This is a genomic window from Mycobacterium sp. E3251, assembly GCF_001666835.1.
Lineage (GTDB): Bacteria > Actinomycetota > Actinomycetes > Mycobacteriales > Mycobacteriaceae > Mycobacterium.
Genome location: NZ_LZJF01000083.1, coordinates 1 through 24428, shown reverse-complemented (window position 1 = coordinate 24428; position 24428 = coordinate 1). Strand labels below are relative to the sequence as shown.

The following is a 24428-nucleotide window of genomic DNA, read 5'->3' as shown; positions in this document are numbered from 1 at the left end:
TAGCCCACAAGGTTAGCCAGGATCAGCCGGCCAAGCGCTCGGCGCGCGAGAGCGCCACCAGATGAACGCCGATTCCCACCAGGGGACCGCACAATAAGCCGACCACGGTCCGGGTCTGCAACGGCAGCGGCAGCAGCAGCAGCAATCCCGAGGCCACCGTCGCGCCGACCCAGCCCAGCGAGTACGCCCGGTGCAGCGCCGCCGCTACCGCGCCGGCCCCGGTGAGCGTCAGCATGGCGATCGCCACCGCCGCCGCGGTCAGCCAGGCCAGCAACGCGCCGCTGGCCTGGTACTGCGGCCCGAAGGCGACCCGCAGCAGCCACGGGCCCACCACCCCGGCGGCGACCACGCCGACCGCACCGATTCCGCCGATGATCCCCGCGGGCGCGATCAGGGCACGGATCCGGTCGCTGCGCGCGTCGACGAAATGCGCGATCAGATTCCCCTGCATGGCCGTCAGCGGCACGAGCAGCGGCGCCCGGGTCAATGTCACGGCGAGGATGATCACGCCGCCCTCGGCCCCCAGCTCGTTGCTGGTCAGCTTCAGCAACACCGGAAAACCCATCACCAGAATCGCGCTCGCGCCCGCGGCGGTGATCGAATGGGCGGTCCCGCGCAGGAAGGTCCGGGCGCCACCGGGCGTCAGCATCCGGGCGGCGGCCCGCGCCGAAGGTGAGGCCACCAGCATGATCAGCCAGGCGACCGCGCCCGCGACGGTGGCCCACAGGAAGCCGACCAGGCGCCAACCGAGCAGGACGGTCGCCGCGGCGACGGTCACCCGGATGACGGCGTCGGTCACCATCAGCGCCCCGTATCCGGTCCACCGATCGGTGCCCGCCAGCATGCCCAGCAGGGTGGCGTGCACGCAGAACCCGGCCAGCCCGACGCTGAGCAGCGCCACCGACAGCCAGCGCTGCTCGACGAACACCCGCCCGCTCCACAGCGGCGCGCTACCGCCGATCACCACGGCCGCGCCCACGCCGACCAGTGCCGCGACTCGCAGCGGATGGGTCCGCGGTTCGTCCCCGCCCGGCAAGGCCGCCGGCAGGTGGCGGCTCGAGCGGACCTCCCGGGTCGTCTCTTGAAGCAACCCGTTCGCGGCGCCGGTGACCAATCCGAATGCCCCCCAGAACACCCCGAAGACCGAAAAGCCGCCCGGCGCCAGGTCACGGGCGGCCAGGTAGATCACGGCGTAACCGCACAGGGCGGTCAGCGCCGTCGCGGCGCCGACCCGGGCCACGCTGCCGCGCGTGATCGGACCCGCGCCGGTGGAGGCTTGGGTACCGCCGACTTCGGGCATGGCCACAATTTGAAAATAGTAAGTCGCCGTGGATGCTGGTCGGCGGCGGCGACCGGGCTTCGCTATCGTGGGCGGCTGTCGGAAAGGACACCTTGGCCGCGTTGCGCATCTTCGGGATCTCGCTGTTGGTCACCGTGGCGGCCCTCATGGCGGGTTATGCCCACGGCGGCCTGAAGGACCTCTTCTTACTGCTGGTGCTGGCCACCCTCGAGGTGTCGCTATCGTTCGACAACGCGATCATCAACGCCGCGATCCTGAAGCAGATGAGCCCCTTCTGGCGGCGGATGTTCCTGACCGTCGGGATTCTCATCGCCGTGTTCGGGATGCGGCTGGTCTTCCCGCTGCTGATCGTTTGGGCGACCGCGGGCCTCGATCCGGTCCGGGCGATGGAGCTGGCCCTGCACCCCCCGCAGCACGGGGCGCTGGAATTCCCCGACGGCTCGCCCAGCTACGAAAAGCTGATCTCCGCCGCGCACCCACAGATCGCGGCGTTCGGCGGGACGTTCCTGCTGATGCTGTTCTTGGACTTCATCGTTTACGACCGAGACATCAAATGGCTCAAGTGGATTGAAGCTCCGTTCGCCCGCATCGGGCGGCTTGGGCAGGTATCGGTGGCGGTGGCCGTCGTGGCGCTGGTGCTCGTCGGGACGCGATTGACGCACTCCAGCGACGAGGGCCAGACGGTGCTCACCGCGGGACTGCTGGGCCTGGTGACCTATTTGGTGGTCAACGGTCTCAGCCGGGCGTTCCGCCCGCCGGACCTCGAGGCGGTGTCGGCCGGCACGGCGGTCGGCAAGGCCGGCTTCACGTTGTTTTTGTATCTCGAGGTCCTCGACGCCGCCTTCTCGTTCGACGGGGTAACCGGCGCCTTCGCGATCACCTCGGACCCGATCGTCATCGCGCTGGGCCTCGGACTGGTGGGGTCGATGTTCGTCCGGTCCATCACCATCTTCCTGGTGAAGCAGGATGCGCTGGACCGCTACGTGTACCTGGAGCACGGCGCGCACTGGGCGATCGGGGTGCTTGCCGTGATCATGCTGCTCTCGGTCAACCCGCACTACCAGGTCCCCGAGCCGATCACCGCGTCGGTGGGGGTGGTGTTCATCGGCGCGGCGCTGAGCTGGAGCGTGCTGCGCAATCGGCGCAACGCCAGGGCCGCCGAGGCCGCTTCGCCGGCTTAGGCCTCGATCTGGCCCGCGATGCGTCGTTCGATGCCGGCCCTCGCGGGGGCCGGCAGCACGATCAGGCCATCGAGTTCCTTGCTCGCCCGCGCGTAGGCATTCTGTCGTTCATCGCGGGTGGCCGCCTCGTCCTGCGCCAGGTGCAGCAAGCTTTGGGCCCGCGCCATCCGTTGCTGTTCGTCCGCCGAGAAGTCGCTGCGCCGCCGGCGAATCGCCTCGGCCTCGGCGATCTCGAAGGCGCTGATGTACTCGTGGACGGCATCGCGATATTCCACCAACGCGTCCCGGTTGCCGACCAGGCTCTCGGGTGGTTCGGGCCGCAGCAAATCCGCATGCCGCTTCGCCCGATGGAACGCGATGGTCAGCGGGGCTCGCATATCGGTCATCATCGGGAAGTCCAGTAATCGCGCGATATCGACTTCATAGTCGAACCACCGGATGTCGGTACGGTCATGCGCCTCAACCAGTTTGGCGATCTCTCGCCGATCGCTTTCCGCGTTGGTCCGCGCCCGGCCCGATGCCTCGGCCACCGCGATCTTGGCCTGCTGCTTCAGCCGATACCGTTCCAGCCGGCGCTCGGCCCGACGCTCGTTCGCCGCGGCGATGGCGCGAAGGCCACCGCCGATCGCACCGCCCAGCGGAAAAACCAGCCACCAGAAATTGGCGGCGAAATGCAACACCGGGGTCACATCGCCAGGATGCCACCGGACCTCGGCGTGCGGTTACGCCACGAGCGTTACCGCACGTCAGCGGGCGTCAGTGTCCGTTGGACTTGAACCGCTCGACCGAACGCTGGACCTCGGCTTCGGCTTCCGCGCGGCCGACCCAGTCGGCGGTCTTGACGAACTTCCCCGGCTCGAGCGCCTTGTACTGCTCGAAGAAGTGCTTGATCACGTCCAGTTCGAATTCGGGCACGTCGCCGATGTCCTGGATGTGGTCCCAGCGATGGTCGCCGGCCGGTACGCACAGCACCTTGTCGTCGCCCCCGGCCTCGTCGACCATCCGGAACATGCCCACGGGGCGCGCCTCGACTATCACGCCGGGGAACACCGACTGCGGCAGCAGCACCATGGCGTCCAGCGGGTCGCCATCCTCACCCAGTGTGTCCTCGATGAAGCCGTAGTCGGTGGGGTAGGCCAGCGAGGTGTAGAGGTAGCGGTCCAGACGCACCCGGCCCGTCTCGTGATCGACCTCGTACTTGTTGCGCTGGCCCTTCGGAATCTCGATGGTCACGTCGAATTGCACTGTGTGCTCCTTAGATCTGGGCTTTTCGCGGTGGTCCGTTCGCGTCGGGGATCACCCTAGTCGAGGCATTTGCGTCGGATTCGGCAGAATGGGTCCAGACAGTCAGGAGAGCGATGGGTCCCACTCGCTGGCAAAAATCCACCCACGTGTTCGTCGGGTTGGCCGTGCTGGCGTTTGTCGCCGCCGTGGTGGCGGCGGCAACGTTTTTCACTTCGGCGGGGCACGGCGGCAACAGCTCGCACGCCCCGATACCGCCCCCGCATGCGCCGACGGTCAAGCCGGGGATGATCCCGGTCAGTGACACCGCCGAGACGCCGAGCCCGGCCGGGGTGGCCGCCGCGCTGGCGCCGATAGCGGCCGATCCGAACCTGGGCAGGTTGGGCGCCCGGGTCACCGACGCCCTGACCGGGAAAGAGCTCTGGCAGGTGGCCGGCGACATGCCGCTGGTGCCGGCGTCGACCAACAAGGTGCTCACCGCGGCCGCGGCGCTGCTGACGCTGGACCACCAGGCGCGGATCAGCACGCGGGTGGTGGCCGGCAGCCAGAACGCCCAGGGCCCCGTGGTGCTCGTCGGTGCGGGCGACCCGGTGCTGTCGGCGGCGCCGCCCGGCGTGGACACCTGGTACCGCGGATCCGCCCGGCTCAGTGACCTGGTCGAGCAGATCCGCCGCAGCGGCGTGACGCCGACCGCGGTGCAGGTGGACACCTCGGCGTTCACCGGACCGACGATGGCGCAGGGCTGGGATGCCGCCGACGTCGACAACGGCGACATCGCGCCGATCGAATCGGTGATGATCGACGCCGGGCGTATCCAGCCCAGCACCGTCAACTCCCGGCGGTCGCGGACCCCGGCGCTCGACGCCGGGCGAGAGCTGGCCAAGGCGCTGGGCCTCGATCCCGGTGCCGTGACCATCGCTACGGCGCCGTCGGGGGCACGGCAGCTGGCGGTCGTGCAGTCGGCGCCCCTGGTGCAGCGGCTGTCCGAGATGATGGACCACTCCGACAACGTGATGGCCGAGTGCATCGCCCGCGAGGTGGCGGCCGCGATCAACCGTCCGCGCAGCTTCGCCGGTGCGGCCGACGCGGTGACCAACCGGTTGAGCACCGCCCACGTCGACACCGGGGGCGTCACGCTGATGGATTCCAGCGGGCTTTCCGTCGACGACCGGCTGACCGCCAAGACCCTCGACGGCGTGCTGCAGGCCGCCGCCGGGCCCGACCAGCCGACGCTGCGGGCGCTGTTGGATCTGCTCCCGATCGCGGCCGGGAGCGGGACGCTGGCCGACCGCTTCACCGACGCGGCCTCCAATCAGGGGCCGGCCGGCTGGTTGCGCGCCAAGACGGGATCGCTGACCGCCATCAACGCCCTGGCCGGGGTGCTGACCGACCGCAGCGGACGGGTGCTCACGTTCGCCTTCATCTCCAACGGCGCCGGCCCGAACGGGCGCAACGCGATGGACGCCCTGGCCAGCCGGCTCTGGTCGTGTGGTTGCTCATGAGCGCGCCCTCCGAGCTGACCCTCGGTACCGCCGTCGACTGGCGCTTCGCCGCCACGGTCGGTCAGCGGCTGGCCCGGCCCGGTCCGCCGTCCAGTGAGTACACCCGGCGCCAGGTGATCGACGAGCTCACCAGTTCGGCCGCCAAGGCCGAACCGCCGGTGCGTGAGGTCACGGGCCTGGTCACCAACGGTGTCGTGCCCGCCGCCCGCATCGTCGACCGCCCCGAATGGATCGGCGCGGCGGCCGAGTCGATGCGGGTGATGATGAACGGGGCCGAGAAGCCGCGTGGCTTTCTGACCGGCCGCGTCACCGGCGCGCAGACGGGGGCCGTGCTGGCTTTCGTGTCGTCCGGCATCCTCGGTCAGTACGACCCGTTCGCGGCCGCGAAAGAGGGCTGCCTGCTGCTGGTGTATCCGAACGTCATCGCCGTAGAGCGGCAGTTACGGGTCGATCCCTCCGACTTCCGGTTGTGGGTCTGCCTGCACGAGGTGACCCACCGGGTGCAGTTCACCGCGAACCCCTGGCTGTCCGAGCACATGTCCCGGGCCCTGGCGCTATTGACCCGGGACGCGGGTGACGACATCGCGCAGGTCGCGAGCCGGCTGGCGGAGTACGTCCGCACCCGCGGCAACGGGGCGGCGGACGGCAGCTCGTCGGGCATCGTAGGTCTGGTGCGTGCGATGCAGTCGGAGCCGCAGCGGCAGGCCCTCGATCAGCTGCTGGTGCTCGGCACCCTGCTGGAGGGTCACGCCGACCACGTGATGGACGCCGTGGGGCCCATGGTGGTGCCGTCGGTGACCACCATCCGCCGTCGATTCGACGAGCGCCGAAACCGCAAGCAGCCGCCCCTGCAGCGCCTGCTGCGCGCGCTGCTGGGGCTCGACGAGAAGCTCAACCAGTACACGCGGGGCAAGGCGTTCGTCGACCATGTGGTGGGGAGGGTCGGCATGGAGCGGTTCAACGCAATCTGGTCGGGTCCCGAGACACTGCCCCTGCCCGCCGAAATCGAGGAACCCCAGCGATGGATCGACAGGGTGCTGTAGGGCAGCTGCGCGCTGCCGTCGAGGCGTTCATCCAGACCCATGTCGCCGCGGCCGAACAATGGTGCGTGGCGCTGTCCGGCGGCCCGGATTCCCTCGCGCTCACGGCGGTGGCGGCCCAGCTGCTGCCCACCACCGCCGTGATCGTCGATCACGGCCTGCAAGACGACTCCGCCGCGGTCGCCGAAACCGCCCGGGGCCAAGCCGTCACCTTGGGATGTGTTGCGGCACAGGTCGTTCGCGTGCGCGTGGGGAACGAAGGCGGCCCCGAGGCCGCCGCGCGTGCCGCCCGCTATGCGGCGTTGAGCGCGTACCACGGCGGACCGGTGTTGTTGGGCCACACGCTCGACGACCAGGCGGAGACGGTGCTGTTGGGGCTGGGCCGCGGGTCGGGCGTGCGGTCGATCGCCGGGATGCGCCCCTACGACCCACCGTGGGGTCGGCCGTTGCTGGGTGTGCGGCGCGCCACGACCCACGCCGCGTGCCGCGAACTGGGCCTGACGGCGTGGCAGGATCCGCACAACGCCGATCCCCGCTTCACCCGGACCCGGCTGCGCCTCGAGGTGCTGCCGCTGCTCGAGGATGTGCTCGGCGGCGGGGTGGCCGAGGCCCTGGCGCGCACGGCGACGGCGTTGCGCGAGGACACCGAGCTGATCGACTCGCTCGCGGCCCAGGCGCTGCCCGAGGCGAAGGTGGGCGCGGGGTTGCACACGCAGGCCCTGGCCGCGCTGCCCGTCCCGGTTCGGCGCCGGGTGATCCGCGGCTGGCTCCTGGCGGGCGGCGCAACGGGCCTGACCGACAAGCAGATCCGCGCCGTCGACGCCCTCGTCACCGCCTGGCGCGGGCAGGGCGGGGTGGCGGTCGGGTCCGCACTGCGCGACGAGCGGCTGATCGCGGGGCGGCGCGACGGGGTGCTCACCCTGTGGCGCGAACCGGTTCGATAGGCGCAATACCGGGGTCGCCGTTGGTTATTCGGCCGTTGGCGTGGCACTCTGTGGGCGTGGCCCAGATCTCCTCGGCGATCACCCCCGCCCAGCCCGTGGAGCTGTACCCGGGGGACATCAAGTCAGTGCTGCTTACCGCCGAGCAGATCCAGGCGCGAATCGCCGAACTCGGCGAGGAGATCGGCGGGCAATACCGCGACGCCATGACCGAGACCGGCCAGGATCTGCTGCTGATCACCGTGCTCAAAGGCGCCGTGATCTTCGTCACCGATCTGGCCCGGGCGATCCCGGTGCCGACCCAGTTCGAGTTCATGGCCGTCAGCTCCTACGGGACCTCCACGTCGTCTTCGGGTGTGGTGCGGATCCTCAAGGACTTGGACCGCGACATCCAGGGCCGCGACGTGCTGATCGTCGAGGATGTGGTCGATTCGGGCCTGACGCTGTCGTGGCTGCTGCGCAACCTCACCAGTCGCCATCCGCGTTCCCTGCGGGTGTGCACGCTGCTGCGCAAGCCCGATGCCAAGGGCGCCAACGTCGACATCGCGTACGTGGGCTTCGACATCCCGAACGACTTCGTCGTGGGCTACGGCCTGGACTACGACGAGCGCTACCGCGACCTGTCGTACATCGGCACCCTGGACCCGAGGGTCTACCAGCAGTAGTCGCTAGTCGCCGCCATCGCGCTAGTCCAATTCCCAAACGGCGGTCACCGAAAAGCTCACCGTCTGCTGCCCGGGTTCCAGCGGGACCATGCTCGGCATGGCCTTCGGTGGCGCGGGTGGTCCCCCGGGCGTTGGTCCCGTCGCCTCCGAGATGGACAGCACCCTGCCCAGCCGGAGCCCGGACAGCTGGGCGTACTGCTCGGCGCGGTTCTTCGCGTCGTTGAACGCCCGCGCGCGGGCATCCTTGACAAGCTGCGAGTCGTCGGCGATGGAGTAGCTGACCGACTTGATGCGGGTGGCGTCGCCGCCGGTGCCGACGATCAGGGCCAGTATCCGCGACGCGGCGTCGGGCGGGTGGATCTTGACCGTGATGGCGTTGGTCGCGCGGTAGCCCGTGATGGTCTGTGTGGCGTTGGGCCCGGGATTGCTGAACTGCGGCTGCAGCGTGACCTCGGTGGTGCTGATGTCTTTATGGTCGACGCCGGCGCCGACCAGCGCGTTGATCACCGCTTGCTGGCGGTCGTTGGTCTGGTTCATCGCGGCGGTCACGTCGGGTGCCGTGAACTCGATGCCGACGTCGGCGGTCAGGGTGTCCGGGACGCCCTGCACTTCCCCCGACCCGACGACGGTGACCTGACGGGGATTGACCCCGGGCGCGGGCGTGGAAGGCGGGGAATCGCAGGCCGACACCATCGCGGCCGCCGATCCGGCGACGGCCAAGGCGATCAGCATGCGGGCAAACCTGGGGGCTTTATTTGCGACCGGCATGCCTGGCACCCTAGCCGCTAAGGCGACCCCGTTGCTACGGGCCGCCCGCTTCGGTCGGCCTGCCGACACGAATCATGCTGCGTTGCAACAGAGTCGAACGTTTACTGGTGTGTAGCAACCGGCCGTAACCTCTCGAGGTCGCACATATAGGTTCATATATGACTCCAATCATATTAGTTGGCAATATCTTTCATGCCGAACCCAAATGTTCCAGCACTCCTTGCCAGCAAAGTGAACAGTTATCGACGCGGTAATGAATTGGCGAGCCTGAGGCTGTCTTCTCCGGACGCCACTGACCTAACGTGGCCAGGCGCCCGGCGCGGTGCACGCAGGCGGGCTGAAAGCTGTTGATTTGAAGGCGATTAGAGGAGGGGAAATGTCTTATCTGACGGCGCAACCGGAAATACTGGAGACGGTGGCCGGGGAACTGCACAGCATCAACTCATCCGTGCGGGAGGGAAGCTCGGCCGTGGCTGGCCCGACGACGGGGGTGCTTCCCGCCGCCGCTGATGCGGTGTCGATGCTGACCGCCGCGCAGTTCTCCTGGCACGCGAAGCTCTTCCAAGAGATCAGCGCTGAGGCCGCCGTGGTCCGCGAGCAGTTGGCGACGACGCTCGGCATCAGCGCCGGTTCGTACGCCGCCACGGAGGCGGCCAATAAGGCCGCGGTCGGTTAGGCGAGGGCACATGCTGGATTTCGCGCAGTTGCCGCCGGAGGTCAACTCCGCGCTGATGTATGCGGGCCCTGGCTCGGGACCGCTGCTCGCCGCCGCGGCGGCTTGGGACGGGCTGGCCGCCGAGCTGCATTCCGCAGCATCCTCTTATGGGTCGGCGATTGCGGCCCTTACCGACGGGCCATGGCAGGGGCCGGCCGCGTCGTCCATGTTGACCGCGGCCCTGCCGCAAGTGGGGTGGCTGCGGGGCACCGCGGGGCGGGCCGAACATGCCGCCGTCCAGGCGGTGGCGGCGGCGGGAGCCTACGAGTCGGCGTTCGCCGAAACGGTGCCCCCGCCGGTGATCGCGGCCAACCGGGCGTTGTTGATGGAGTTGCTGGCGACGAACTTCCTCGGGCAGAACACCGCGGCGATCGCGGCCACCGAGTCGCAATACGGCGAGATGTGGGCACAAGACGCTGCCGCGATGTACGGATACGCCGGCACGTCGGCCGCGGCGTCGACGTTGCCGCCGTTCGAGCCGGCGGCGCCCGCTACCAACCCGGCGGGGGTCGCCGGCCAGGCCGCTGCGGTCTCCCAAGCGGCCGGCGCCAGCGGGAGCAACAGCGCGCAGGGGCTCGACGCCGTGCCCCAAACGTTGTCGTCGCTGGCCGGGGCGACGGGCAATCCCAATCCCGCGTTTTCCCTCGGTGGAATCGCCCTCAACCCCGAGGGCGACGGGCTTGTCGTCAGCGGTCCGTTGGGTGACCTGCTGGAGGGGCTGACCGGATCGCAAACCCTGGACGCCAGTACGCCCTTTGACGCGTTCATCCGGTTGATTTCACCGACCCGGCTATTCACCACCTCGTTCAAAGACATCCAAAGTATCGCCCAGGGCATGATGCCCGCCGCGAAGTCCGCGGCGGAGGGGGCCGCCAAAGCCGCGGAAGCCGCTCTGCCCGCGGCCATTTCCGGTGCCGGTCCAGGCCTGGGCTCCGTTGGCGGAGCCGTCGGCAAGGCCGCATCGATCGGTGGTTTGTCGGTGCCGGCGGTATGGACCAGCGCGGCCCCGGCGGCGCCACCGGTCACCTTGGCGCTCAACGGTCTCACCGCTGCGTCGGCTATGGAACCGGCCACGAACGCGGTTGGCGGAGTGCCGATGATGCCTGTCGGCGGGACGGGGCGGAATGCGGCAGCCCATTTCGTCGCGCCGCGATACGGTTTCAAGCCCACCGTCATTGCCCAACCCCCCGCGGGAGGCTGATCCGAGCCGCACCCGCCCAGCGCGTCAGAAGGGTGGATCGTCCGGCACGGGTTTCACGGCCGGTCCGTCGGGAGTCCAGTCCGGCGGTAGTTCTTCGGGCTCTTTGGGGTCATTCACCCAGGTGCAGAAGGGGCTGGTGCTCGGTGTGCCTTTGAACGCGAACAGCATGTCGCGCATGTGGTTACGGAATTTGCGCGCCGCGATTTCCTGCCGGCGGGCCTCCTCGAGCGCCCGCCTGGCTTCGTTGATGGGCCGCTGCACGCGGTTGTGGTTGCGCACCCGAGTGATTCGCGCGCTTCTTTGCCGCGATCTGCTTCTTGTGCTGGGCATCGGCGGCGCGCAGGCGGGGGCGCGGGTTTGGGGGAAGAGGTCGGCGCCGGCGGGCGATGTGCGATAGGTCCGCCCGGTGGGAGACAGCCAGACGACGGTGCCGTCGGCCAGTTGCTTATCGCGCCACCCGCCGAAGGTTTTGAGTCGATGATGTTGTCGGCAAAGGCATTTGAGGTTGTCCGCGACGGTTAGCCCACCCGCAACCGGATTGCGGTGGTTGAACGGAATGGTGTGGTCGAGGTCGCAGACAACGGCCGGCCGGCTGCACCCGGGGAAGCGGCAGGTGAGATCGCGGCACCGGACGGCCCGCTCCAGGGCGGCGGATGGTTGGTAGCGCAGCGCTTCGACCGGACTTGTCACCGGATCGGCCACGAGCAAGGATGCGGCAGCGGCCAGTTGGCGCACCTGCTCGGCGTCGATCACGCCGTGGCCCTCCAGGTAGCCGGGCTCGGTGCCATCGGCATGGACGGTCCGGTCGCTGGCCACTACGTTGATGACCACCTGCGCTCCGGTCCCAAAATGGTCACCCACCCGGTAGGGGCACTCCGGTTGCCCGCAGGTGCACGTCAGCTCGCGGCCCTCGGCCAGCGCGGCCAGCGCGTCGGCCCGGCGCTGATCCAGTGTCCGCGGGTCCGCCGGGCACACCCGCTTGGCGAGTTGCGAGAGCCGTCGGTCAAAGGCGGTTGCCGCCGTGGCGGCGACCGACCCGTAGATGTCGGCCATCCCATCCTCTTTGGTGCTGATCGCGATGTGGCGGTCGCTTTCGGCCGCAAGGCGGCGCTCACGGGCGCCGTCGGGGTCGGTGGCCCGCACGGCGGCGTCGACGGCGTTGATGATGCGCTGCTTCGACCAGCCGTGCCAGTTGCCGATGCGTTCGGCCAGCGACTGGTCGATCTTCGTGATCAGTTTCTCGTCGGTGACCAGATCGCTGCGGCTGATGATCAAGCGCACGGTGCGCCAGTCGGTTCGGCCCTCCGCGAGCAGGGCCGCAACTTTCGGCAGCCTGGCGTCCAGCGCCTCGGCGTACGACACCAGATAGCTCGCCGCTACGGGCGAGAGGTTCATCGCGGCGGCGACCTCGGCAGCGGTCTGCTCGAAGCCGTCGATTGCCGCGTATTCCTGGGACCGCTCGGGCCGCTCGGCGGCGGCCACCCGATGCCGCAGCAATGCCGCTACCGCGGCCAGCCGGCGGGCCACCAACATGGATTCCTGCCGGTGCGACGACTCGATCAGCTCTACCATGGCGGCGGGATCCGGCGGTATCTCGAACATGTGTTCGATTGTATGCCCGGGTACTGACAAGCAGCGACTCAGTCGCCCGAGCCCTCCGCCGTGGGGTTCGGCATCAACACTCGCTGCCGGGTCGTGGCGCGGAACGGGTCCAGCGGCTGCCCGTCACCCAACGCCGCATGCACATCTTCGGGCGTGATCAGGCCCAGTTCGACTTGTAGCCACGTTGCGCTGAGTCCGAACGAGTGCGCGGCGCGCCTGGCCTCCTCGGCGTCGGGGAAATCGTCCGCGTTCGCGCGGCCGGCGCCCCCGTACCAGCGTCCTTTGGTGACGCCACAGGCGTCGCGCAACTGCTCGACGGTGATGTCGCGGTTCAGCGTCGCCTCGAGCAGGCGCTTCAGTCCCCAGCCTGCGGCGTTAGTGCGTGGCATCCGTCCAGAGTAACGCGGTGCCGAAAGACGGGCAAAGTATCCAGATACGCGAGTTCAAAGATCAAAAATAGAAATCAAGACCTACGACTAGACAGAGATTCATAATTTATGACATAGTCTCACGAAGCACGACGAGACACCCCAGATCCAGGCATTCCATGAGGAGAAGACACATGTCGTTCGTGACCACACAGCCGGACCTGCTGCTGGCCGCGGCGGGCCAGCTGCAGGCGATAGGTTCGGCCGTCGCCGCGGCCAACTCGACGGCCGCGTTTTCGATCACGGGAGTCGTCCCGGCGGCCGCCGACGAGGTCTCGGCGGTGACGGCGGCCAGCTTCGCCGGCTACGGCCAGCAGTATCAGGCGATCAGCGCCCAGGCCAGCATGATCCACGAGCAGTTCGTCAGCGCTCTGGGAGTAAGCGCCGATTCGTATGCGGGGGCCGAAGCCGCCAATCGGACACAGATGGCGGGCGGGCACTTGGCGCCCCCGCGTATGGCCCCTGTTGCGCCCGCCCGCCCGGCACCCGCCGCGCCCGCTCACGTTTCGCCCCCTGCGCCGCGCCGCGTGACCCCGACCGCACCCGGCCGGTCGACGCCCGGTGCCCCGTTCGGCTCGGGCCCCGCCGCGCCCGGACCCCAGGCGGCGGCGACGCCCGTCGGCGCGGGCTGGCAAGGGGGCGGCGGCTATGGCGGTGGCGACTACGGCGGCCACATGGCACCGCGGTATGGGGGCTACGCCAATGCCAACTACGGCCGCCACATGACACTGCGGCACGGCGGCTACGCCAACGCCAATTACGGCGCCCACCCGGCGGCTCCCGTCGAGCACGTCGCCCACCCGGCGCACATGGCGCCGGCCCAGCATGTCGAACGCGTGGCGCCCGCCCACCCGGCGCCCGCGGAGCACGTCGCGCGGGCCGATTTGGGTGCGGGCCAGCATGTTTCGCCTTCTCAGTTGGCGCCGACGGCGCCGATCCACCGGCAATCGCTCGCCGCCGCGATACCCGCGGAACACGTCGCCCCCGCGCACGTGCCCGCCGGCATGCCCAACGAACACTTCGTGCAGGCGCACCCGGCCCTCAAAGCTGCTGGCGGCCCGAAGCCCATGCCGGCGCTGGCATAGCGAAACGACATAGAGAAAAGGAAGGTAGTCATGGATTTCGGTGCGATGCCCCCGGAGGTCAATTCGGGCCTGATGTACGCGGGCCCGGGCCCGGTGTCGATGCTGGCGGCGGCGACGGCGTGGGAGGGACTCGCCGCGGAGTTGCGTTCAGCCGCGACGAGCTACGGAACGGTGATCCTCGAGCTCACCGATGCCGCCTGGCAGGGCCCTTCGTCGGAAGCGATGGCGGCCGCCGCAGCCCCATACGTGGCCTGGATGCACGCCACGGCGGCGCAGGCCGAGCAGGCGGGGATGCAGGCGACCGCAGCGGCCGTCGCGCATGAGGTGGCGTTTGCGGCCACCGTGCCCCCGCCGGCGATCGCAGCCAACCGCGCCTTGCTGATGCAGCTCATCGCGACCAACTTCCTGGGCATCAACACACCGGCTATCGCGGCCACCGAAGCGCAGTACGGCGAGATGTGGGCCCAGGACGCGATGGCCATGTACGCCTACGCCGGCTCCTCTGCGGCGGCGGCCATGCTGGCGCCCATGATGGTCGCCCCGCCCACCACCAATCCCGGCGGAGTCGCGGCCAGCACCATGGCGGCGGGTGAGGCCAACATGCAAGCGACCATGGGGCTGCCGTCAACGCTCAATTCGTCCGCGTCGTCGCTGGCCAGCAGCTTCCCATCGGCGGTCAGCAGTTTTTCCGACCTGCTCGGCATGCCGTTCGGGCAGGCTGGCGGCGCCGCCATGTCGGGAGTGGCCGGGATGGCCGCGCCCACTGCGGGATTCGCGAGCGCCATGCCCGCATCCGGGGCATTTTCCCCGGCTGGGATGCCCGCACGCTTCATCCCCGCCGAACCCTTGATGACTGCACCGGAGCGGATGGCGCCGGCGCGGCTGATGCCGGCGGCGGCAATGGGGCAGGCCGCTCCGGTCGGAGGTCTTTCGGTGCCGCCGAGCTGGACCGCGGCGACCCCCGAGGCCGCCGCACCGACCGGTGCTCCCTTGGCGGGCGCCGGCGCGGCGGCTCGGATGCTGAGACCCCCGCATAGCTCCGCGGCCCAAACGGGTGGCATGGAGATGCGGGGATTCGGCGCCACCATGCCGGCTCCCGCCAGCGTATTGCCGCGCGTGGTCGGATGACGGGAAGGAGAAAATCTGAACGCTTCGGTAGCCGAACTTCCAACGTGACAACAACTTTCGAAGGAGACATGTAATGACAACACGATTCATGACCGACCCGCACGAAATGCGGGCGATGGCGGGCCGCTTCGAGGTGCACGCCCAGACGGTTGAGGACGAGGCTCGCAAGATGTGGGCATCCTCGATGAACATCGCCGGCTCCGGCTGGAGCGGTCAGGCGCAGGCCACCTCGTACGACACCATGGGCCAGGTCGATCAGGCATTCCGCAACATCGTCAACATGCTGCACGGCGTCCGCGACGGGCTGGTTCGCGACGCGAACAACTACGAGCAACAAGAGCAGGCGTCACAACAGATCCTGGGCAGCTAGCCCACCAACAACACAGGAGACGATCAACGATGACCATCAACTACCAGTTCGGCGATGTCGACGCCCACGGTGCCTTGATCCGCGCCCAGGCCGCGTCTCTGGAGGCCGAGCACCAGGCCATCATCCGCGATGTGCTTGCGGCCGGGGACTTCTGGGGCGGCGCCGGTTCGGTGGCCTGCCAGGAGTTCATCACCCAGTTGGGCCGCAACTTCCAGGTGATCTACGAGCAGGCCAACGCGCACGGGCAGAAGGTGCAGAGCGCCGGCAGCAACATGGCCAGCACCGACAGCGCCGTCGGCTCCAGCTGGGCCTGACGACCTAAGGAGTGACGAGGACTTTGCAGTGTCGCTCGGGGTCGGCGAGGTCGTCAAAGGCCGCGCCGACCCCGTCGAGGCCGACCTCGCCGGTGATCAGCGGGGTCGCGTCGATGTCGCCCTCGGCCAGCGCACGCAGCGAGTCGGTGAACTCCTCCGGGGTGTAGGCGAGTACGAACTGAACACTGATCTCTTTGGCAATCGCGAAGAATGGATGCACGGTGTCGGGCTGCATGCACACACCGGCCACTACCAACCGGGCGCCGGGCCGGGCCCGAAGCAACACGTCGTCGATGATCCCCGGCACTCCGACCGCCTCGAACACGACCGCGGGTTTGACCGAGTCGAACGGCGAACCCTGTGCGGCATCGAGCACCCGATGGGCGCCCATGGCGGTGGCGAGTTCGCGCCGCTTCGGCGAAAAATCCGCCGCGACAATGTCTTCGACGCCACGCGCACGAAGCGCCGCGATGATCGCGATGCCGATCGGACCGCAGCCGATGACCAGCGCCGTCTCGCCGGGCGCAATGTTGGACTTGTTGACGGCGTGCAACCCCACCGCCATAGGTTCAGTCAGGGCCGCGTGTTTGAAGTCCAAGCCGTTCGGGATGGGCAGCAGGAGCGGCGCCGAGAGCAGCATTCGTTCGGCGTAGCCGCCGATTGTGCTGTTGCTGTACACGATTGGCTCCACGCCCTTGGCGGACAGCAAGACCGGAAGCGAGGTGACCAGCGTTCCCGGCGGGTGGGTTTCGGTGTCGGGTCCGGCCTCGAGCACCTCGGCGCTGAACTCGTGTCCCATGAAGACGTCGTGGTCCAGGTCGACGTGCATGCCGCCCGCACCGGCGGCCACTCGGTTGCTCATTTCCAGCACCTGCGCGCCGTGAGCGGCGAAATGCAGGTCGGACCCGCAGATCCCGCACGCCCGCACGCCGACGAGCACCTGCCCTGCCTCGGGCACGGGCTCCGGGACGTCGTCCCGGTAGACCATCCGTCCGTCTCGCAGTACCGCGGCGCGCATCAGCTTTGCCCGCCCTTCTGCTCCTCAACATGCTCGGTGATGGCTTTGACCACGGCCTCACCCGCTCGGCCGATCAACTGGTCGCGGTTGCCCTTTGCCCAGTCGTGCGACGAACGCGCCGCCTCGAGCTGGCCCTTGAAATGGGGAATCACCTTGCGCGCCATCAGGTCGTAGCAGTGGTACGTCGCCTCGGGTGATGCCCAGTCGTGGCCCAGCATCAGCAGCGTGCCGAACCCGCCTGAGCGGTCGAGCAGGTCTTCGATGTGGGCGATCGCGTCGTCGGGGGTGCCTATGCAGCAATTACCCTTGGCCGCGTAGTCCTCGACGAACTCATGCGGCGTCTGGGCGCCCTCCACGGCGTTGGCCAACGGGACGAAACCCGCGGCGCCGAAGTAGTTGGCGAAATCCTGCAACCCGTACGTGCAATCGTCGATGGCCTGCTCGCGGCTGTCCGCGATGTGCATGATGCTCAGAACACGCCAGTCGGACCGATTGGGCTCGTCCCGGCCGACTTTGGCGGCCTGCTCGCGCACCACGTCCCAGGTGGTTTCCAGAGCGGCGTAGCCGCCGGGCACGGACATCGACAGCGACAACAATGACGTGCCCAGCGTACCCGCAAGCCGCGGCCCGGACGGCGAAATCATTGCCGCCGTGGATATTTCGGGGTAGGGCCAGGTGTAGGGCCGAATATGCAACTGCGCGTCACGCAGGGTGAACCAGTCGGCATGGCGGTCTATCCGCTCGGAGGGCCCGGCGCGGAACAGCGCGAGGATCGCTTCCAGCGACTCCTGCATCATGTGTCGTTGATCGACCGGGTCGATGCCCATCATGTAGGCGTCCGAGGGCAGCGCGCCCGGGCCGGTGCCGAACATGACCCGGCCGCGGGTGAGGTGGTCGAGCAACACCCAGCGGTCGGCCACCATCAGCGGATGGTGGTAGGGCAGCGAAACCACTCCGGTGCCCAACCGGATGTGCTTCGTCCGCTCGGCCGCGGCCGCGATGAAAACTTCGGGGCAGGAAATCAGTTCGTAGCCACCGGAGTGGTGCTCGCCGAACCACGCTTCGTCGAAGCCGAGGCGATCCAGCGCGACCACGCGTTCCATGTCGTATTCCAAGGCCACCGTTGGCGATTGGCCGATCGGGTGAAACGGTGTGATGAAGACACCGAAGCGCAGGGGGGCGCTCATCGCAGCTCCAATTCGTTGAGGAAGTCCAGTAGGGCCGCGTTCACCTCGTTCGGGCGCTCCTGCTGCAGCCAGTGCCCCGCGCCGTCGATCATGACCTGACGGTAGGGGCCGGTGATCAACTGCGACGCGCGGTCGGCGCGGGTGAACGTCAACACCGGATCGGCCGTCCCACCGATAAAGAGCGCCGGCACAGTGATTTTCGCGTCGGCGAGTTCAGGGGTGGTCTCCCAGTTGCGGTCGAAGTTGCGATACCAGTTCAGGCCGCCGGTGAATCCGGTGCGGGAAAACTCGCTGATGTATTGGTCGAGCTCGTCCTGGCTGAGCCAGTCCGGCAACCGATCCGGTTCGGGAAGGCGTTCGATGAATCCCTCGGGACCGGGCGCCACCATGCGTGCCGCGGAGAGCGGGTCGCCCGACGTGCGCAGGCCGCCCAGCATCCGGCGGATCGTGCGGGCGGGATCACCGTTGAGCTCCGCGTCGGCGACGCCGGGCTCCTGGAAGTACAGGATGTAAAAGAACTTGTCGCCGAGCATCTTGCGCCACGCCTTCGTCGGCGCGACGTGCGAGCGGGGCACCGCCGGGACGCTGAGCCCGGCGACGGCCGCGACCCGATCCGGGTGCAGCAGCGGCGCATTCCACACCACGGCGGCGCCCCAGTCGTGTCCGATCCAGACGGCGCGTTCGGCGCCGACATCGTCGAGCAGGCCGACCAGGTCGGCCGTCAGCTGGTGAATGTCGTAAGCCTCGATGGCGTCCGGGCGAGAGGAGCCGCCGTAGCCGCGCTGGTCCGGTGCCAGCACGTGGTAGCCGGCCTCGGCGAGGACCGGTATCTGGTGGCGCCACGAATAGGCCAGCTCGGGAAAGCCGTGGGCCAAGATCACCACTGGCGCGCCGCGTTCTCCCGCCTCGACAACCCGCAGCCGCACACCGTTGGTCTCGACTAACCGTTCGGTTGATTTGAGCACCCTGTCACCAAAGCACACCGCCCGCGGGCTGAGAAGTATTCGCGTTTGATCGCGATTTGCATTCCAATGGCTTTGGTCCCTGGTAGATATCGCCGTGAGTGCTCGCACGACCGAAAGCAGGTGAACCCGGAGATGAAGCGGCTCGACCACGTCGTCCTATGGACGGGAGATCCGCGTGCGTCGATGGATTTCTACACCAGGGTGGTTGGTTTGGGGCCGGTGCGGTTTGCCGAGTTCGAGGCCGGCGATGCGCCGTTCCCCAGCGTGCGGGTGTGTGAGGACTCGATCATCGACCTGATGCCGCATGCCGCCGCCGATGCCACCGAGTCGATGACACGGACGCGGGGCAGCGCCGGGCACCCGGTGAATCACGTTTGCCTCGCATTGTCGAAGGCCGAGTACGAGGCGCTGGATCAGCGCCTGCAAGCCGAGGGAGTGGACACGAGCGCGCGGTTGAGTCGCAGCTACGGCGCCCGCGGCTGGGCGCCGCAGGGGTACTACTTCACCGATCCGGACGGCAACGTGGTGGAGGCCCGCTATTACGAATGATGGGAGACCCGACAGGTCCGCCCACCGAACGTCACGCTGGCGCGACGCTCGGCGTGCCCGGAGGGAACCCCCGGTCGTTATATCCACAGAATGGTGGCAACCCCCAGCACCGGCTCGGCCGGGCTGACGATGACCACTACGACAACGGTGGCGACCCGCTGCGCTCCGGCTCTGCCGGAGCTGGCGATCGCCACTAGCGGTAACCTGGACTTTTCTAGCTGCGTGTATATCGGGGAAGGACCTGGCCGGCGAGGCCGATGATTGATGAACCGGAAAAACGTTATTCGCACCATCACGGCGATTGCCGTCGTAGTGCTGCTCGGTTGGTCGTTCTTCTACTTCAGCGACGACACTCGCGGCTATAAGCCCGTTGACACGTCGGTGGCGGTGGCGCAGATCAACGGCGACAACGTCAAGAGCGCGCAGATCGACGATCGCGAGCAGCAGCTGCGGCTGACCCTGAAAAAGGGCAACGGCGACACCGACAACTCGGACAAGGTCATCACCAAGTACCCGAGCGGGTACGCCGTCGATTTGTTCAACGCGCTGAGCGCTAAAAACGCCAAGGTCAGCACCGTCGTCAACCAGGGCAGCATCCTGGGCGAGCTGCTGGTCTACGTCCTGCCGTTGCTGTTGCTGGTCGGCCTGTTCGTGATGTTCTCCCGCATGCAGGGCGGCGCCCGAATGGGCTTCGGCTTCGGCAAATCCCGCGCAAAGCTGCTCAACAAGGACATGCCCAAGACCACGTTCGCCGACGTTGCGGGCGTCGACGAGGCCGTCGAAGAGCTCTACGAGATCAAGGACTTCCTGCAGAACCCCGGCCGCTATCAGGCGCTGGGCGCCAAGATCCCCAAGGGCGTGCTGCTCTACGGCCCGCCCGGGACCGGAAAGACGCTGCTGGCCCGTGCCGTGGCCGGGGAAGCCGGAGTTCCGTTCTTCACCATCTCCGGCTCGGACTTCGTCGAGATGTTCGTCGGCGTCGGCGCGTCACGGGTGCGCGACCTGTTCGAGCAGGCCAAGCAGAACAACCCGTGCATCATCTTCGTCGACGAGATCGACGCGGTGGGACGCCAGCGCGGCGCCGGCCTCGGCGGCGGCCACGACGAGCGCGAGCAAACGCTGAACCAGTTGCTGGTCGAAATGGACGGGTTCGACCCGCGCGCCGGGGTCATCCTGATCGCGGCCACCAACCGCCCCGATATCCTCGACCCCGCGCTGTTGCGGCCCGGCCGCTTCGACCGGCAGATCCCGGTGTCCAACCCGGACCTGGCGGGCCGCCGCGCGGTGCTGGAGGTGCATTCCAAGGGCAAGCCGATCGGTCCGGACGCCGACCTGGCCGGCCTGGCCAAGCGCACCGTCGGCATGACCGGTGCCGACCTGGCCAACGTCATCAACGAGGCGGCGCTGCTGACCGCCCGGGAGAACGGCACCGTCATCACCGGCGCCGCCCTGGAAGAGGCGGTGGACCGGGTGATCGGCGGGCCGCGCCGCAAGGGCCGCATCATCAGCGAGCAGGAAAAGAAGATCACCGCCTACCACGAGGGTGGGCACACCCTGGCCGCCTGGGCGATGCCGGACATCGAACCGATCTACAAGGTGACGATCCTGGCGCGCGGGCGTACCGGTGGGCACGCGGTGGCGGTGCCCGAGGAAGACAAGGGCCTGCGGACACGCTCGGAGATGATCGCGCAGCTGGTGTTCGCGATGGGCGGGCGTGCGGCCGAGGAGTTGGTGTTCCGGGAGCCGACGACCGGCGCGGTGTCCGACATCGAGCAGGCCACCAAGGTGGCCCGCGCGATGGTCACCGAGTTCGGCATGAGTTCCAAGCTGGGCGCGGTCAAGTACGGCACCGAGCACGGCGACCCGTTCCTGGGCCGGACGATGGGGACGCAGGCCGACTACTCGCACGAGGTCGCCCGCGACATCGACGACGAAATCCGCAAGCTCATCGAGGCGGCCCACACCGAGGCGTGGGAGATCCTCACCGAATACCGCGACGTGCTCGACACGTTGGCCGGGCAGTTGCTGGAGAAGGAGACCCTGCACCGGGCCGAGCTGGAGGGCATCTTCGCCGACGTCGAAAAGCGGCCCCGGCTCACCATGTTCGACGACTTCGGTGGCCGCATCCCGTCCGACAAGCCGCCGATCAAGACGCCCGGCGAATTGGCGATCGAGCGCGGCGAGCCGTGGCCACCACCGGTTCCCGAACCGGCCTTCAAGGCGGCCATCGCGCGGGCCAGCCAAGCCGCCGCGGAAGCCGACCGAAACAACAACGGCGGCAACGGTTCTCAAGGGGCGGCGGCGCGTCCGGGCGTGCCGCACGGCCCCACCCAGCCGGACTACGGTGCGCCGGCGGGTTGGCATGCGCCCGGCTGGCCGCCGCATGGTCAGCAACCGAATCACTGGTATCCGCCGCCCCAAGCCCCGCAGCAGCCGTACTGGCCGCAGCCGGCGGGGAACCACCCGGGCCACCCGGGTCACCAAAATCAGCAGGGTCAGGCGCAGCCGCCCTACCCGCCGTATCCGCCTTACCCGCCGCCCGGGCTGCCCGACCCGAACGGCGGAAAGTCTCCCGAACAGCAGGACGACGACGTGAGCCGGTCCAACCCACCGGCTCACGGCTGACGAACGGAGGATTCGATGGCCGTGACGGATTTGGGGCCGGACACCGCCGCTACCGCCATCCGGGTGTTCGACCAGGCGCGTGCCGAAGCCGCGGTTCGCGAATTGCTGTACGCGGTCGGCGAGGATCCGGACCGCCACGGCCTGCGGGAAACGCCGGCTCGTGTCGCCCGCGCTTACCAGGAGATGTTCGCCGGCCTTTACACCGACCCCGACAGCGTGCTCAACACGATGTTCGACGAGGAACACGACGAGCTGGTGTTGGTCAAGGAAATCCCGCTGTACTCCACCTGCGAGCACCACCTGGTGTCTTTCCATGGTGTGGCCCATGTCGGCTACATCCCCGGCGCCGACGGACGGGTCACCGGCCTGTCGAAGATCGCGCGGCTGGTCGACCTTTACGCCAAGCGGCCGCAGGTGCAGGAACGGCTGACCAGCCAGATCGCCGACGCCCTGATGAAGAAACTCAATCCGCGGGGCGTGATCGTCGTGATCGAGGCCGAGCACCTGTGCATGGCCATGCGCGGGGTTCGCAAGCCCGGTGCGACCACGACGACCTCGGCGGTGCGTGGACTTTTCAAGACCAATGCCGCTTCCCGATCCGAAGCCCTCGATCTCATCCTGCGTAAGTGAGTCGGTGCCTGTGCGGGTTATGGGAGTCCTGAACGTCACCGACGACTCGTTCTCCGATGGCGGCCGCTATCTCGACACCGGCAACGCGGTGGCGCACGGACTGGCACTCGCCGCCGACGGCGCGGACATCGTGGATGTCGGGGGGGAGTCGACTCGGCCCGGTGCCACCCGGATCGACTCCCGGGTCGAGATCTCTCGGGTGATCCCTGTCGTCAAAGAGCTTGTGGCAGAGGGAATCACGGTGAGCATCGACACCATGCACGCGGACGTCGCGCGAGCGGCGCTGCAGAACGGTGCGCGGATCGTCAACGATGTGTCGGGGGGACGCGCCGATCCCGCGATGGCGCCACTGCTGGCCGACGCCGGGGTGCCCTGGGTGCTGATGCATTGGCGGTCCGTGTCGGCCGAGCGCCCGCATGCGGCCCCGCACTACGACGACGTGGTCGCCGAAGTGCGCGGCGAGCTACTCGCCAGCGTCGACGCCGCGGTGGCCGCGGGCGTCGACGCCGCCAACCTCGTGATCGACCCGGGACTCGGGTTCGCCAAGACGGGTCAACACAATTGGGCGCTGCTGCGTGCGTTGCCGCAGCTGGTCGCCACCGGAATCCCGGTGCTCCTGGGCGCATCGCGCAAACGGTTCCTCGGTACGTTGTTAGCCGGGCCGGATGGCTCGCCGCGCCCCCCCGCGGGTCGTGAGACGGCGACGGCGGTGATCTCCGCGCTGGCAGCCCTGTGCGGGGCGTGGGGTGTTCGCGTGCACGACGTGCGGGCCACGGCCGACGCCCTCAAGGTGGTGGGGGCCTGGACGCAGGGAACGCAGCAGACGGCTGGAGACGATGGCTGATCGAATCGAATTGCGGGGGTTGACGATTCGTGGACGACACGGAGTTTTCGATCACGAGCGGGCGGACGGGCAAGACTTTGTTCTCGATATGACGGTGTGGATCGACCTCGCCGGGGCCGCGGCCAGCGACGAGCTGGCCGACACCTACGACTACGCCGCCCTGGCCGAACTGGCGGCCGACGTGGTGGCCGGGCCGCCGCGCAACTTGATAGAAGCGGTCGGGGGCGAGATCGCCGACCGGGTGATGGAAGACGACAGAGTGCACGCCGTCGAGGTGGTGGTGCACAAGCCGCAGGCCCCGATCCCGCAGCAGTTCGCCGACGTCGCGGTGGTGGTGCGGCGGTCGCGGCGCGGCGGTCGCGGTTCGGTGGTCCCGGCGGAGCGGCGCCTATGACCCGCGACGACGACGATGACGCCGGCGTAGCCGGGGTCATGGGGGTACCGCCCGCTTGCGGGGGAGAGCGGCGCCGATGACTTGGGTGGTGCTGTCCATCGGCTCCAACCTGGGCGACCGGTTGGCGCGTCTGCAGTCGGTCGTCGACGGGCTGGGCGAGAAGGTGCTGGCGGTATCCCCGGTGTACGAGACCGATCCGTGGGGCCGGGTCGATCAGGCACCGTTTCTCAACGCGGTGCTGATCGCCAACGATCCGGCGTGCGACGGGCAGTGCTGGCTGCGCCGGGCCCAGGAATTCGAGCGGGCGGCGGGACGCGTGCGCGGCGAGCGCTGGGGCCCGCGCACCCTCGACGTCGACCTGATCGCCTGTTACGGCGAGACAGAGGTGGTCTCCCGCGAGAACAACCTGACGCTGCCGCACCCGCTGGCCCATTTGCGGGCCTTCGTCATGATCCCGTGGCTTGCCATCGACCCCGATGCCCAGCTGACCGTCGGCGAGGGACCGCGACCGGTCGCGAGCCTGCTCGCCGAACTGGAACCGGCCGACCGGGAAAGCGTCCGGTTGACCAGCCTCACGCTCGAGCGGGCGGGCAGTCCCCCGGCGGATCCGGAACCGGACACCTGATGGGCCCGACCCGCAAACGTGACCTCACGGCCGCGGTGGTCGGCGCTGCGGTGGTCGGTTATCTGCTGGTGACCGCCCTGTACCGGTGGTTTCCGCCCATCACGGTCTG

At 68.6% G+C, this 24428-nt stretch carries 25 protein-coding genes and 2 pseudogenes; 18 read left to right on the top strand and 9 right to left on the bottom strand.

The window, feature by feature from the left end; all coding sequences use genetic code 11:
- Positions 1 to 22 precede the first annotated feature (22 nt).
- Complete coding sequence (locus tag A5697_RS11480; RefSeq protein WP_068010446.1) at positions 23 to 1300, bottom strand: hypothetical protein; 1278 nt, start codon at positions 1298 to 1300, stop codon at positions 23 to 25.
- A gap of 92 nt (positions 1301 to 1392) precedes the next feature.
- Between A5697_RS11480 and A5697_RS11475 the strand changes: the two genes are divergently transcribed.
- Positions 1393 to 2481, top strand: coding sequence for a DUF475 domain-containing protein (locus A5697_RS11475; protein ID WP_068010459.1), 1089 nt, complete (start codon positions 1393 to 1395; stop codon positions 2479 to 2481).
- Here A5697_RS11475 and A5697_RS11470 read toward each other — a convergent pair.
- Positions 2478 to 3170 carry a hypothetical protein gene (locus A5697_RS11470; protein WP_068010444.1) on the bottom strand — a complete coding sequence of 231 codons (693 nt, stop codon included), beginning with the start codon at positions 3168 to 3170 and terminating at the stop codon, positions 2478 to 2480. The genes A5697_RS11475 and A5697_RS11470 overlap by 4 nt on opposite strands.
- A gap of 67 nt (positions 3171 to 3237) precedes the next feature.
- The gene (locus A5697_RS11465) at positions 3238 to 3726 is read right to left on the bottom strand and encodes an inorganic diphosphatase (RefSeq protein WP_066955591.1); all 489 of its coding nucleotides are present in this window, start codon (positions 3724 to 3726) and stop codon (positions 3238 to 3240) included.
- Between the two features lie 113 nt (positions 3727 to 3839).
- On the opposite strand from A5697_RS11465, the gene dacB reads away from it, so the two are divergent.
- From dacB to hpt, 4 genes are read left to right on the top strand one after another with little or no spacing between them, the layout of a single operon-like run.
- Positions 3840 to 5225 carry a D-alanyl-D-alanine carboxypeptidase/D-alanyl-D-alanine-endopeptidase gene (gene dacB, locus A5697_RS11460; RefSeq protein WP_068010442.1) on the top strand — a complete coding sequence of 462 codons (1386 nt, stop codon included), beginning with the start codon at positions 3840 to 3842 and terminating at the stop codon, positions 5223 to 5225.
- The gene (locus A5697_RS11455; protein WP_068010440.1) at positions 5222 to 6268 is read left to right on the top strand and encodes a zinc-dependent metalloprotease; all 1047 of its coding nucleotides are present in this window, start codon (positions 5222 to 5224) and stop codon (positions 6266 to 6268) included. The genes dacB and A5697_RS11455 overlap by 4 nt, the downstream gene beginning before the upstream one ends.
- Positions 6247 to 7209 carry a tRNA lysidine(34) synthetase TilS gene (tilS, locus tag A5697_RS11450; protein ID WP_068010438.1) on the top strand — a complete coding sequence of 321 codons (963 nt, stop codon included), beginning with the start codon at positions 6247 to 6249 and terminating at the stop codon, positions 7207 to 7209. Before A5697_RS11455 ends, tilS begins: the two co-directional genes overlap by 22 nt.
- Before the next feature lie 50 nt (positions 7210 to 7259).
- Positions 7260 to 7871 (top strand): hypoxanthine phosphoribosyltransferase, encoded by a 612-nt coding sequence (gene hpt, locus A5697_RS11445; protein WP_066955579.1) that lies wholly within the window; start codon positions 7260 to 7262, stop codon positions 7869 to 7871.
- 21 nt (positions 7872 to 7892) lie between these two features.
- Here hpt and A5697_RS11440 read toward each other — a convergent pair whose 3' ends face one another.
- Positions 7893 to 8639, bottom strand: coding sequence for an SIMPL domain-containing protein (locus A5697_RS11440; protein ID WP_067947286.1), 747 nt, complete (start codon positions 8637 to 8639; stop codon positions 7893 to 7895).
- A 376-nt stretch (positions 8640 to 9015) separates the two neighbouring features.
- Between A5697_RS11440 and A5697_RS11435 the strand changes: the two genes are divergently transcribed.
- Together A5697_RS11435 and A5697_RS11430 are read left to right on the top strand one after the other, a co-directional pair.
- Entirely contained in the window at positions 9016 to 9315 is a 300-nt protein-coding gene (locus A5697_RS11435; protein WP_067947284.1) for a PE family protein, read from the top strand.
- Between the two features lie 10 nt (positions 9316 to 9325).
- Positions 9326 to 10555 carry a PPE family protein gene (locus tag A5697_RS11430; RefSeq protein WP_068010436.1) on the top strand — a complete coding sequence of 410 codons (1230 nt, stop codon included), beginning with the start codon at positions 9326 to 9328 and terminating at the stop codon, positions 10553 to 10555.
- Between the two features lie 24 nt (positions 10556 to 10579).
- On the opposite strand, the gene A5697_RS11425 is transcribed toward A5697_RS11430, so the two are convergent.
- Complete coding sequence (locus A5697_RS11425) at positions 10580 to 12157, bottom strand: HNH endonuclease signature motif containing protein (RefSeq protein ID WP_067947280.1); 1578 nt, start codon at positions 12155 to 12157, stop codon at positions 10580 to 10582.
- Positions 12158 to 12195: 38 nt separating this feature from the next.
- Positions 12196 to 12546, bottom strand: a complete 351-nt coding sequence (locus tag A5697_RS11420; RefSeq protein ID WP_067947277.1) for a hypothetical protein — start codon at positions 12544 to 12546, stop codon at positions 12196 to 12198.
- A 173-nt stretch (positions 12547 to 12719) separates the two neighbouring features.
- Between A5697_RS11420 and A5697_RS28370 the strand changes: the two are divergent.
- From A5697_RS28370 to A5697_RS11400, 4 genes and pseudogenes are all read left to right on the top strand, one after another.
- Positions 12720 to 13001: pseudogene (locus tag A5697_RS28370) on the top strand (PE family protein); the annotation flags it as partial.
- A gap of 699 nt (positions 13002 to 13700) precedes the next feature.
- Positions 13701 to 14798, top strand: coding sequence for a PPE family protein (locus A5697_RS11410; RefSeq protein WP_068010431.1), 1098 nt, complete (start codon positions 13701 to 13703; stop codon positions 14796 to 14798).
- A gap of 73 nt (positions 14799 to 14871) precedes the next feature.
- Entirely contained in the window at positions 14872 to 15168 is a 297-nt protein-coding gene (locus A5697_RS11405; protein ID WP_066955551.1) for a WXG100 family type VII secretion target, read from the top strand.
- Positions 15169 to 15197: 29 nt separating this feature from the next.
- Positions 15198 to 15482 (top strand): WXG100 family type VII secretion target, encoded by a 285-nt coding sequence (locus tag A5697_RS11400; protein WP_067948830.1) that lies wholly within the window; start codon positions 15198 to 15200, stop codon positions 15480 to 15482.
- A 4-nt stretch (positions 15483 to 15486) separates the two neighbouring features.
- Here A5697_RS11400 and A5697_RS11395 read toward each other — a convergent pair whose 3' ends face one another.
- Genes A5697_RS11395 through A5697_RS11385 form a run of 3 tightly spaced genes read right to left on the bottom strand, consistent with a single transcriptional unit; the run spans position 15487 to position 18652 of the window.
- Entirely contained in the window at positions 15487 to 16500 is a 1014-nt protein-coding gene (locus tag A5697_RS11395; protein ID WP_067948832.1) for a zinc-binding dehydrogenase, read from the bottom strand.
- Positions 16500 to 17687: an LLM class flavin-dependent oxidoreductase gene (locus A5697_RS11390; protein ID WP_067948834.1), complete on the bottom strand. Its 1188-nt coding sequence runs from the start codon at positions 17685 to 17687 to the stop codon at positions 16500 to 16502. Before A5697_RS11390 ends, A5697_RS11395 begins: the two co-directional genes overlap by 1 nt.
- Positions 17684 to 18652 (bottom strand): alpha/beta fold hydrolase, encoded by a 969-nt coding sequence (locus A5697_RS11385; protein WP_156673256.1) that lies wholly within the window; start codon positions 18650 to 18652, stop codon positions 17684 to 17686. Before A5697_RS11385 ends, A5697_RS11390 begins: the two co-directional genes overlap by 4 nt.
- A gap of 132 nt (positions 18653 to 18784) precedes the next feature.
- Between A5697_RS11385 and A5697_RS11380 the strand changes: the two genes are divergently transcribed.
- The 7 genes and pseudogenes from A5697_RS11380 to A5697_RS27685 all read left to right on the top strand — a co-directional run.
- Positions 18785 to 19201: a VOC family protein gene (locus A5697_RS11380; protein ID WP_068010455.1), complete on the top strand. Its 417-nt coding sequence runs from the start codon at positions 18785 to 18787 to the stop codon at positions 19199 to 19201.
- Between the two features lie 264 nt (positions 19202 to 19465).
- Entirely contained in the window at positions 19466 to 21826 is a 2361-nt protein-coding gene (gene ftsH, locus A5697_RS11375) for an ATP-dependent zinc metalloprotease FtsH (protein ID WP_068010430.1), read from the top strand.
- 15 nt (positions 21827 to 21841) lie between these two features.
- Entirely contained in the window at positions 21842 to 22456 is a 615-nt protein-coding gene (gene folE / locus A5697_RS11370; protein WP_067948838.1) for a GTP cyclohydrolase I FolE, read from the top strand.
- The gene (folP, locus tag A5697_RS11365) at positions 22410 to 23300 is read left to right on the top strand and encodes a dihydropteroate synthase (protein ID WP_197500974.1); all 891 of its coding nucleotides are present in this window, start codon (positions 22410 to 22412) and stop codon (positions 23298 to 23300) included. The genes folE and folP overlap by 47 nt, the downstream gene beginning before the upstream one ends.
- Positions 23293 to 23694: a dihydroneopterin aldolase gene (gene folB, locus A5697_RS11360; RefSeq protein WP_067948842.1), complete on the top strand. Its 402-nt coding sequence runs from the start codon at positions 23293 to 23295 to the stop codon at positions 23692 to 23694. Before folP ends, folB begins: the two co-directional genes overlap by 8 nt.
- Before the next feature lie 76 nt (positions 23695 to 23770).
- The gene (gene folK / locus A5697_RS11355) at positions 23771 to 24319 is read left to right on the top strand and encodes a 2-amino-4-hydroxy-6-hydroxymethyldihydropteridine diphosphokinase (protein WP_067948844.1); all 549 of its coding nucleotides are present in this window, start codon (positions 23771 to 23773) and stop codon (positions 24317 to 24319) included.
- Positions 24319 to 24428 (top strand): annotated as a pseudogene (locus tag A5697_RS27685) (DUF3180 domain-containing protein); the annotation flags it as partial. The gene folK and the pseudogene A5697_RS27685, both read left to right, overlap by 1 nt.

Excerpts from the sequence above, each read along its gene's own strand:
- A5697_RS11480 (WP_068010446.1), bottom strand. The coding sequence starts at position 1,300 with ATGCCCGAAGTCGGCGGTACCCAAGCCTCCACCGGCGCGGGTCCGATC.
- dacB (WP_068010442.1), top strand. The coding sequence starts at position 3,840 with ATGGGTCCCACTCGCTGGCAAAAATCCACCCACGTGTTCGTCGGGTTG.
- A5697_RS11455 (WP_068010440.1), top strand. The coding sequence starts at position 5,222 with ATGAGCGCGCCCTCCGAGCTGACCCTCGGTACCGCCGTCGACTGGCGC.
- tilS (WP_068010438.1), top strand. The coding sequence starts at position 6,247 with ATGGATCGACAGGGTGCTGTAGGGCAGCTGCGCGCTGCCGTCGAGGCG.
- A5697_RS11440 (WP_067947286.1), bottom strand. The coding sequence starts at position 8,639 with ATGCCGGTCGCAAATAAAGCCCCCAGGTTTGCCCGCATGCTGATCGCC.
- A5697_RS11435 (WP_067947284.1), top strand. The coding sequence starts at position 9,016 with ATGTCTTATCTGACGGCGCAACCGGAAATACTGGAGACGGTGGCCGGG.
- A5697_RS11430 (WP_068010436.1), top strand. The coding sequence starts at position 9,326 with ATGCTGGATTTCGCGCAGTTGCCGCCGGAGGTCAACTCCGCGCTGATG.
- A5697_RS11425 (WP_067947280.1), bottom strand. The coding sequence starts at position 12,157 with ATGTTCGAGATACCGCCGGATCCCGCCGCCATGGTAGAGCTGATCGAG.
- A5697_RS11420 (WP_067947277.1), bottom strand. The coding sequence starts at position 12,546 with ATGCCACGCACTAACGCCGCAGGCTGGGGACTGAAGCGCCTGCTCGAG.
- A5697_RS11410 (WP_068010431.1), top strand. The coding sequence starts at position 13,701 with ATGGATTTCGGTGCGATGCCCCCGGAGGTCAATTCGGGCCTGATGTAC.
- A5697_RS11405 (WP_066955551.1), top strand. The coding sequence starts at position 14,872 with ATGACAACACGATTCATGACCGACCCGCACGAAATGCGGGCGATGGCG.
- A5697_RS11400 (WP_067948830.1), top strand. The coding sequence starts at position 15,198 with ATGACCATCAACTACCAGTTCGGCGATGTCGACGCCCACGGTGCCTTG.
- A5697_RS11395 (WP_067948832.1), bottom strand. The coding sequence starts at position 16,500 with ATGCGCGCCGCGGTACTGCGAGACGGACGGATGGTCTACCGGGACGAC.
- A5697_RS11390 (WP_067948834.1), bottom strand. The coding sequence starts at position 17,687 with ATGAGCGCCCCCCTGCGCTTCGGTGTCTTCATCACACCGTTTCACCCG.
- A5697_RS11380 (WP_068010455.1), top strand. The coding sequence starts at position 18,785 with ATGAAGCGGCTCGACCACGTCGTCCTATGGACGGGAGATCCGCGTGCG.
- ftsH (WP_068010430.1), top strand. The coding sequence starts at position 19,466 with ATGAACCGGAAAAACGTTATTCGCACCATCACGGCGATTGCCGTCGTA.
- folE (WP_067948838.1), top strand. The coding sequence starts at position 21,842 with ATGGCCGTGACGGATTTGGGGCCGGACACCGCCGCTACCGCCATCCGG.
- folP (WP_197500974.1), top strand. The coding sequence starts at position 22,410 with ATGCCGCTTCCCGATCCGAAGCCCTCGATCTCATCCTGCGTAAGTGAG.
- folB (WP_067948842.1), top strand. The coding sequence starts at position 23,293 with ATGGCTGATCGAATCGAATTGCGGGGGTTGACGATTCGTGGACGACAC.
- folK (WP_067948844.1), top strand. The coding sequence starts at position 23,771 with ATGACTTGGGTGGTGCTGTCCATCGGCTCCAACCTGGGCGACCGGTTG.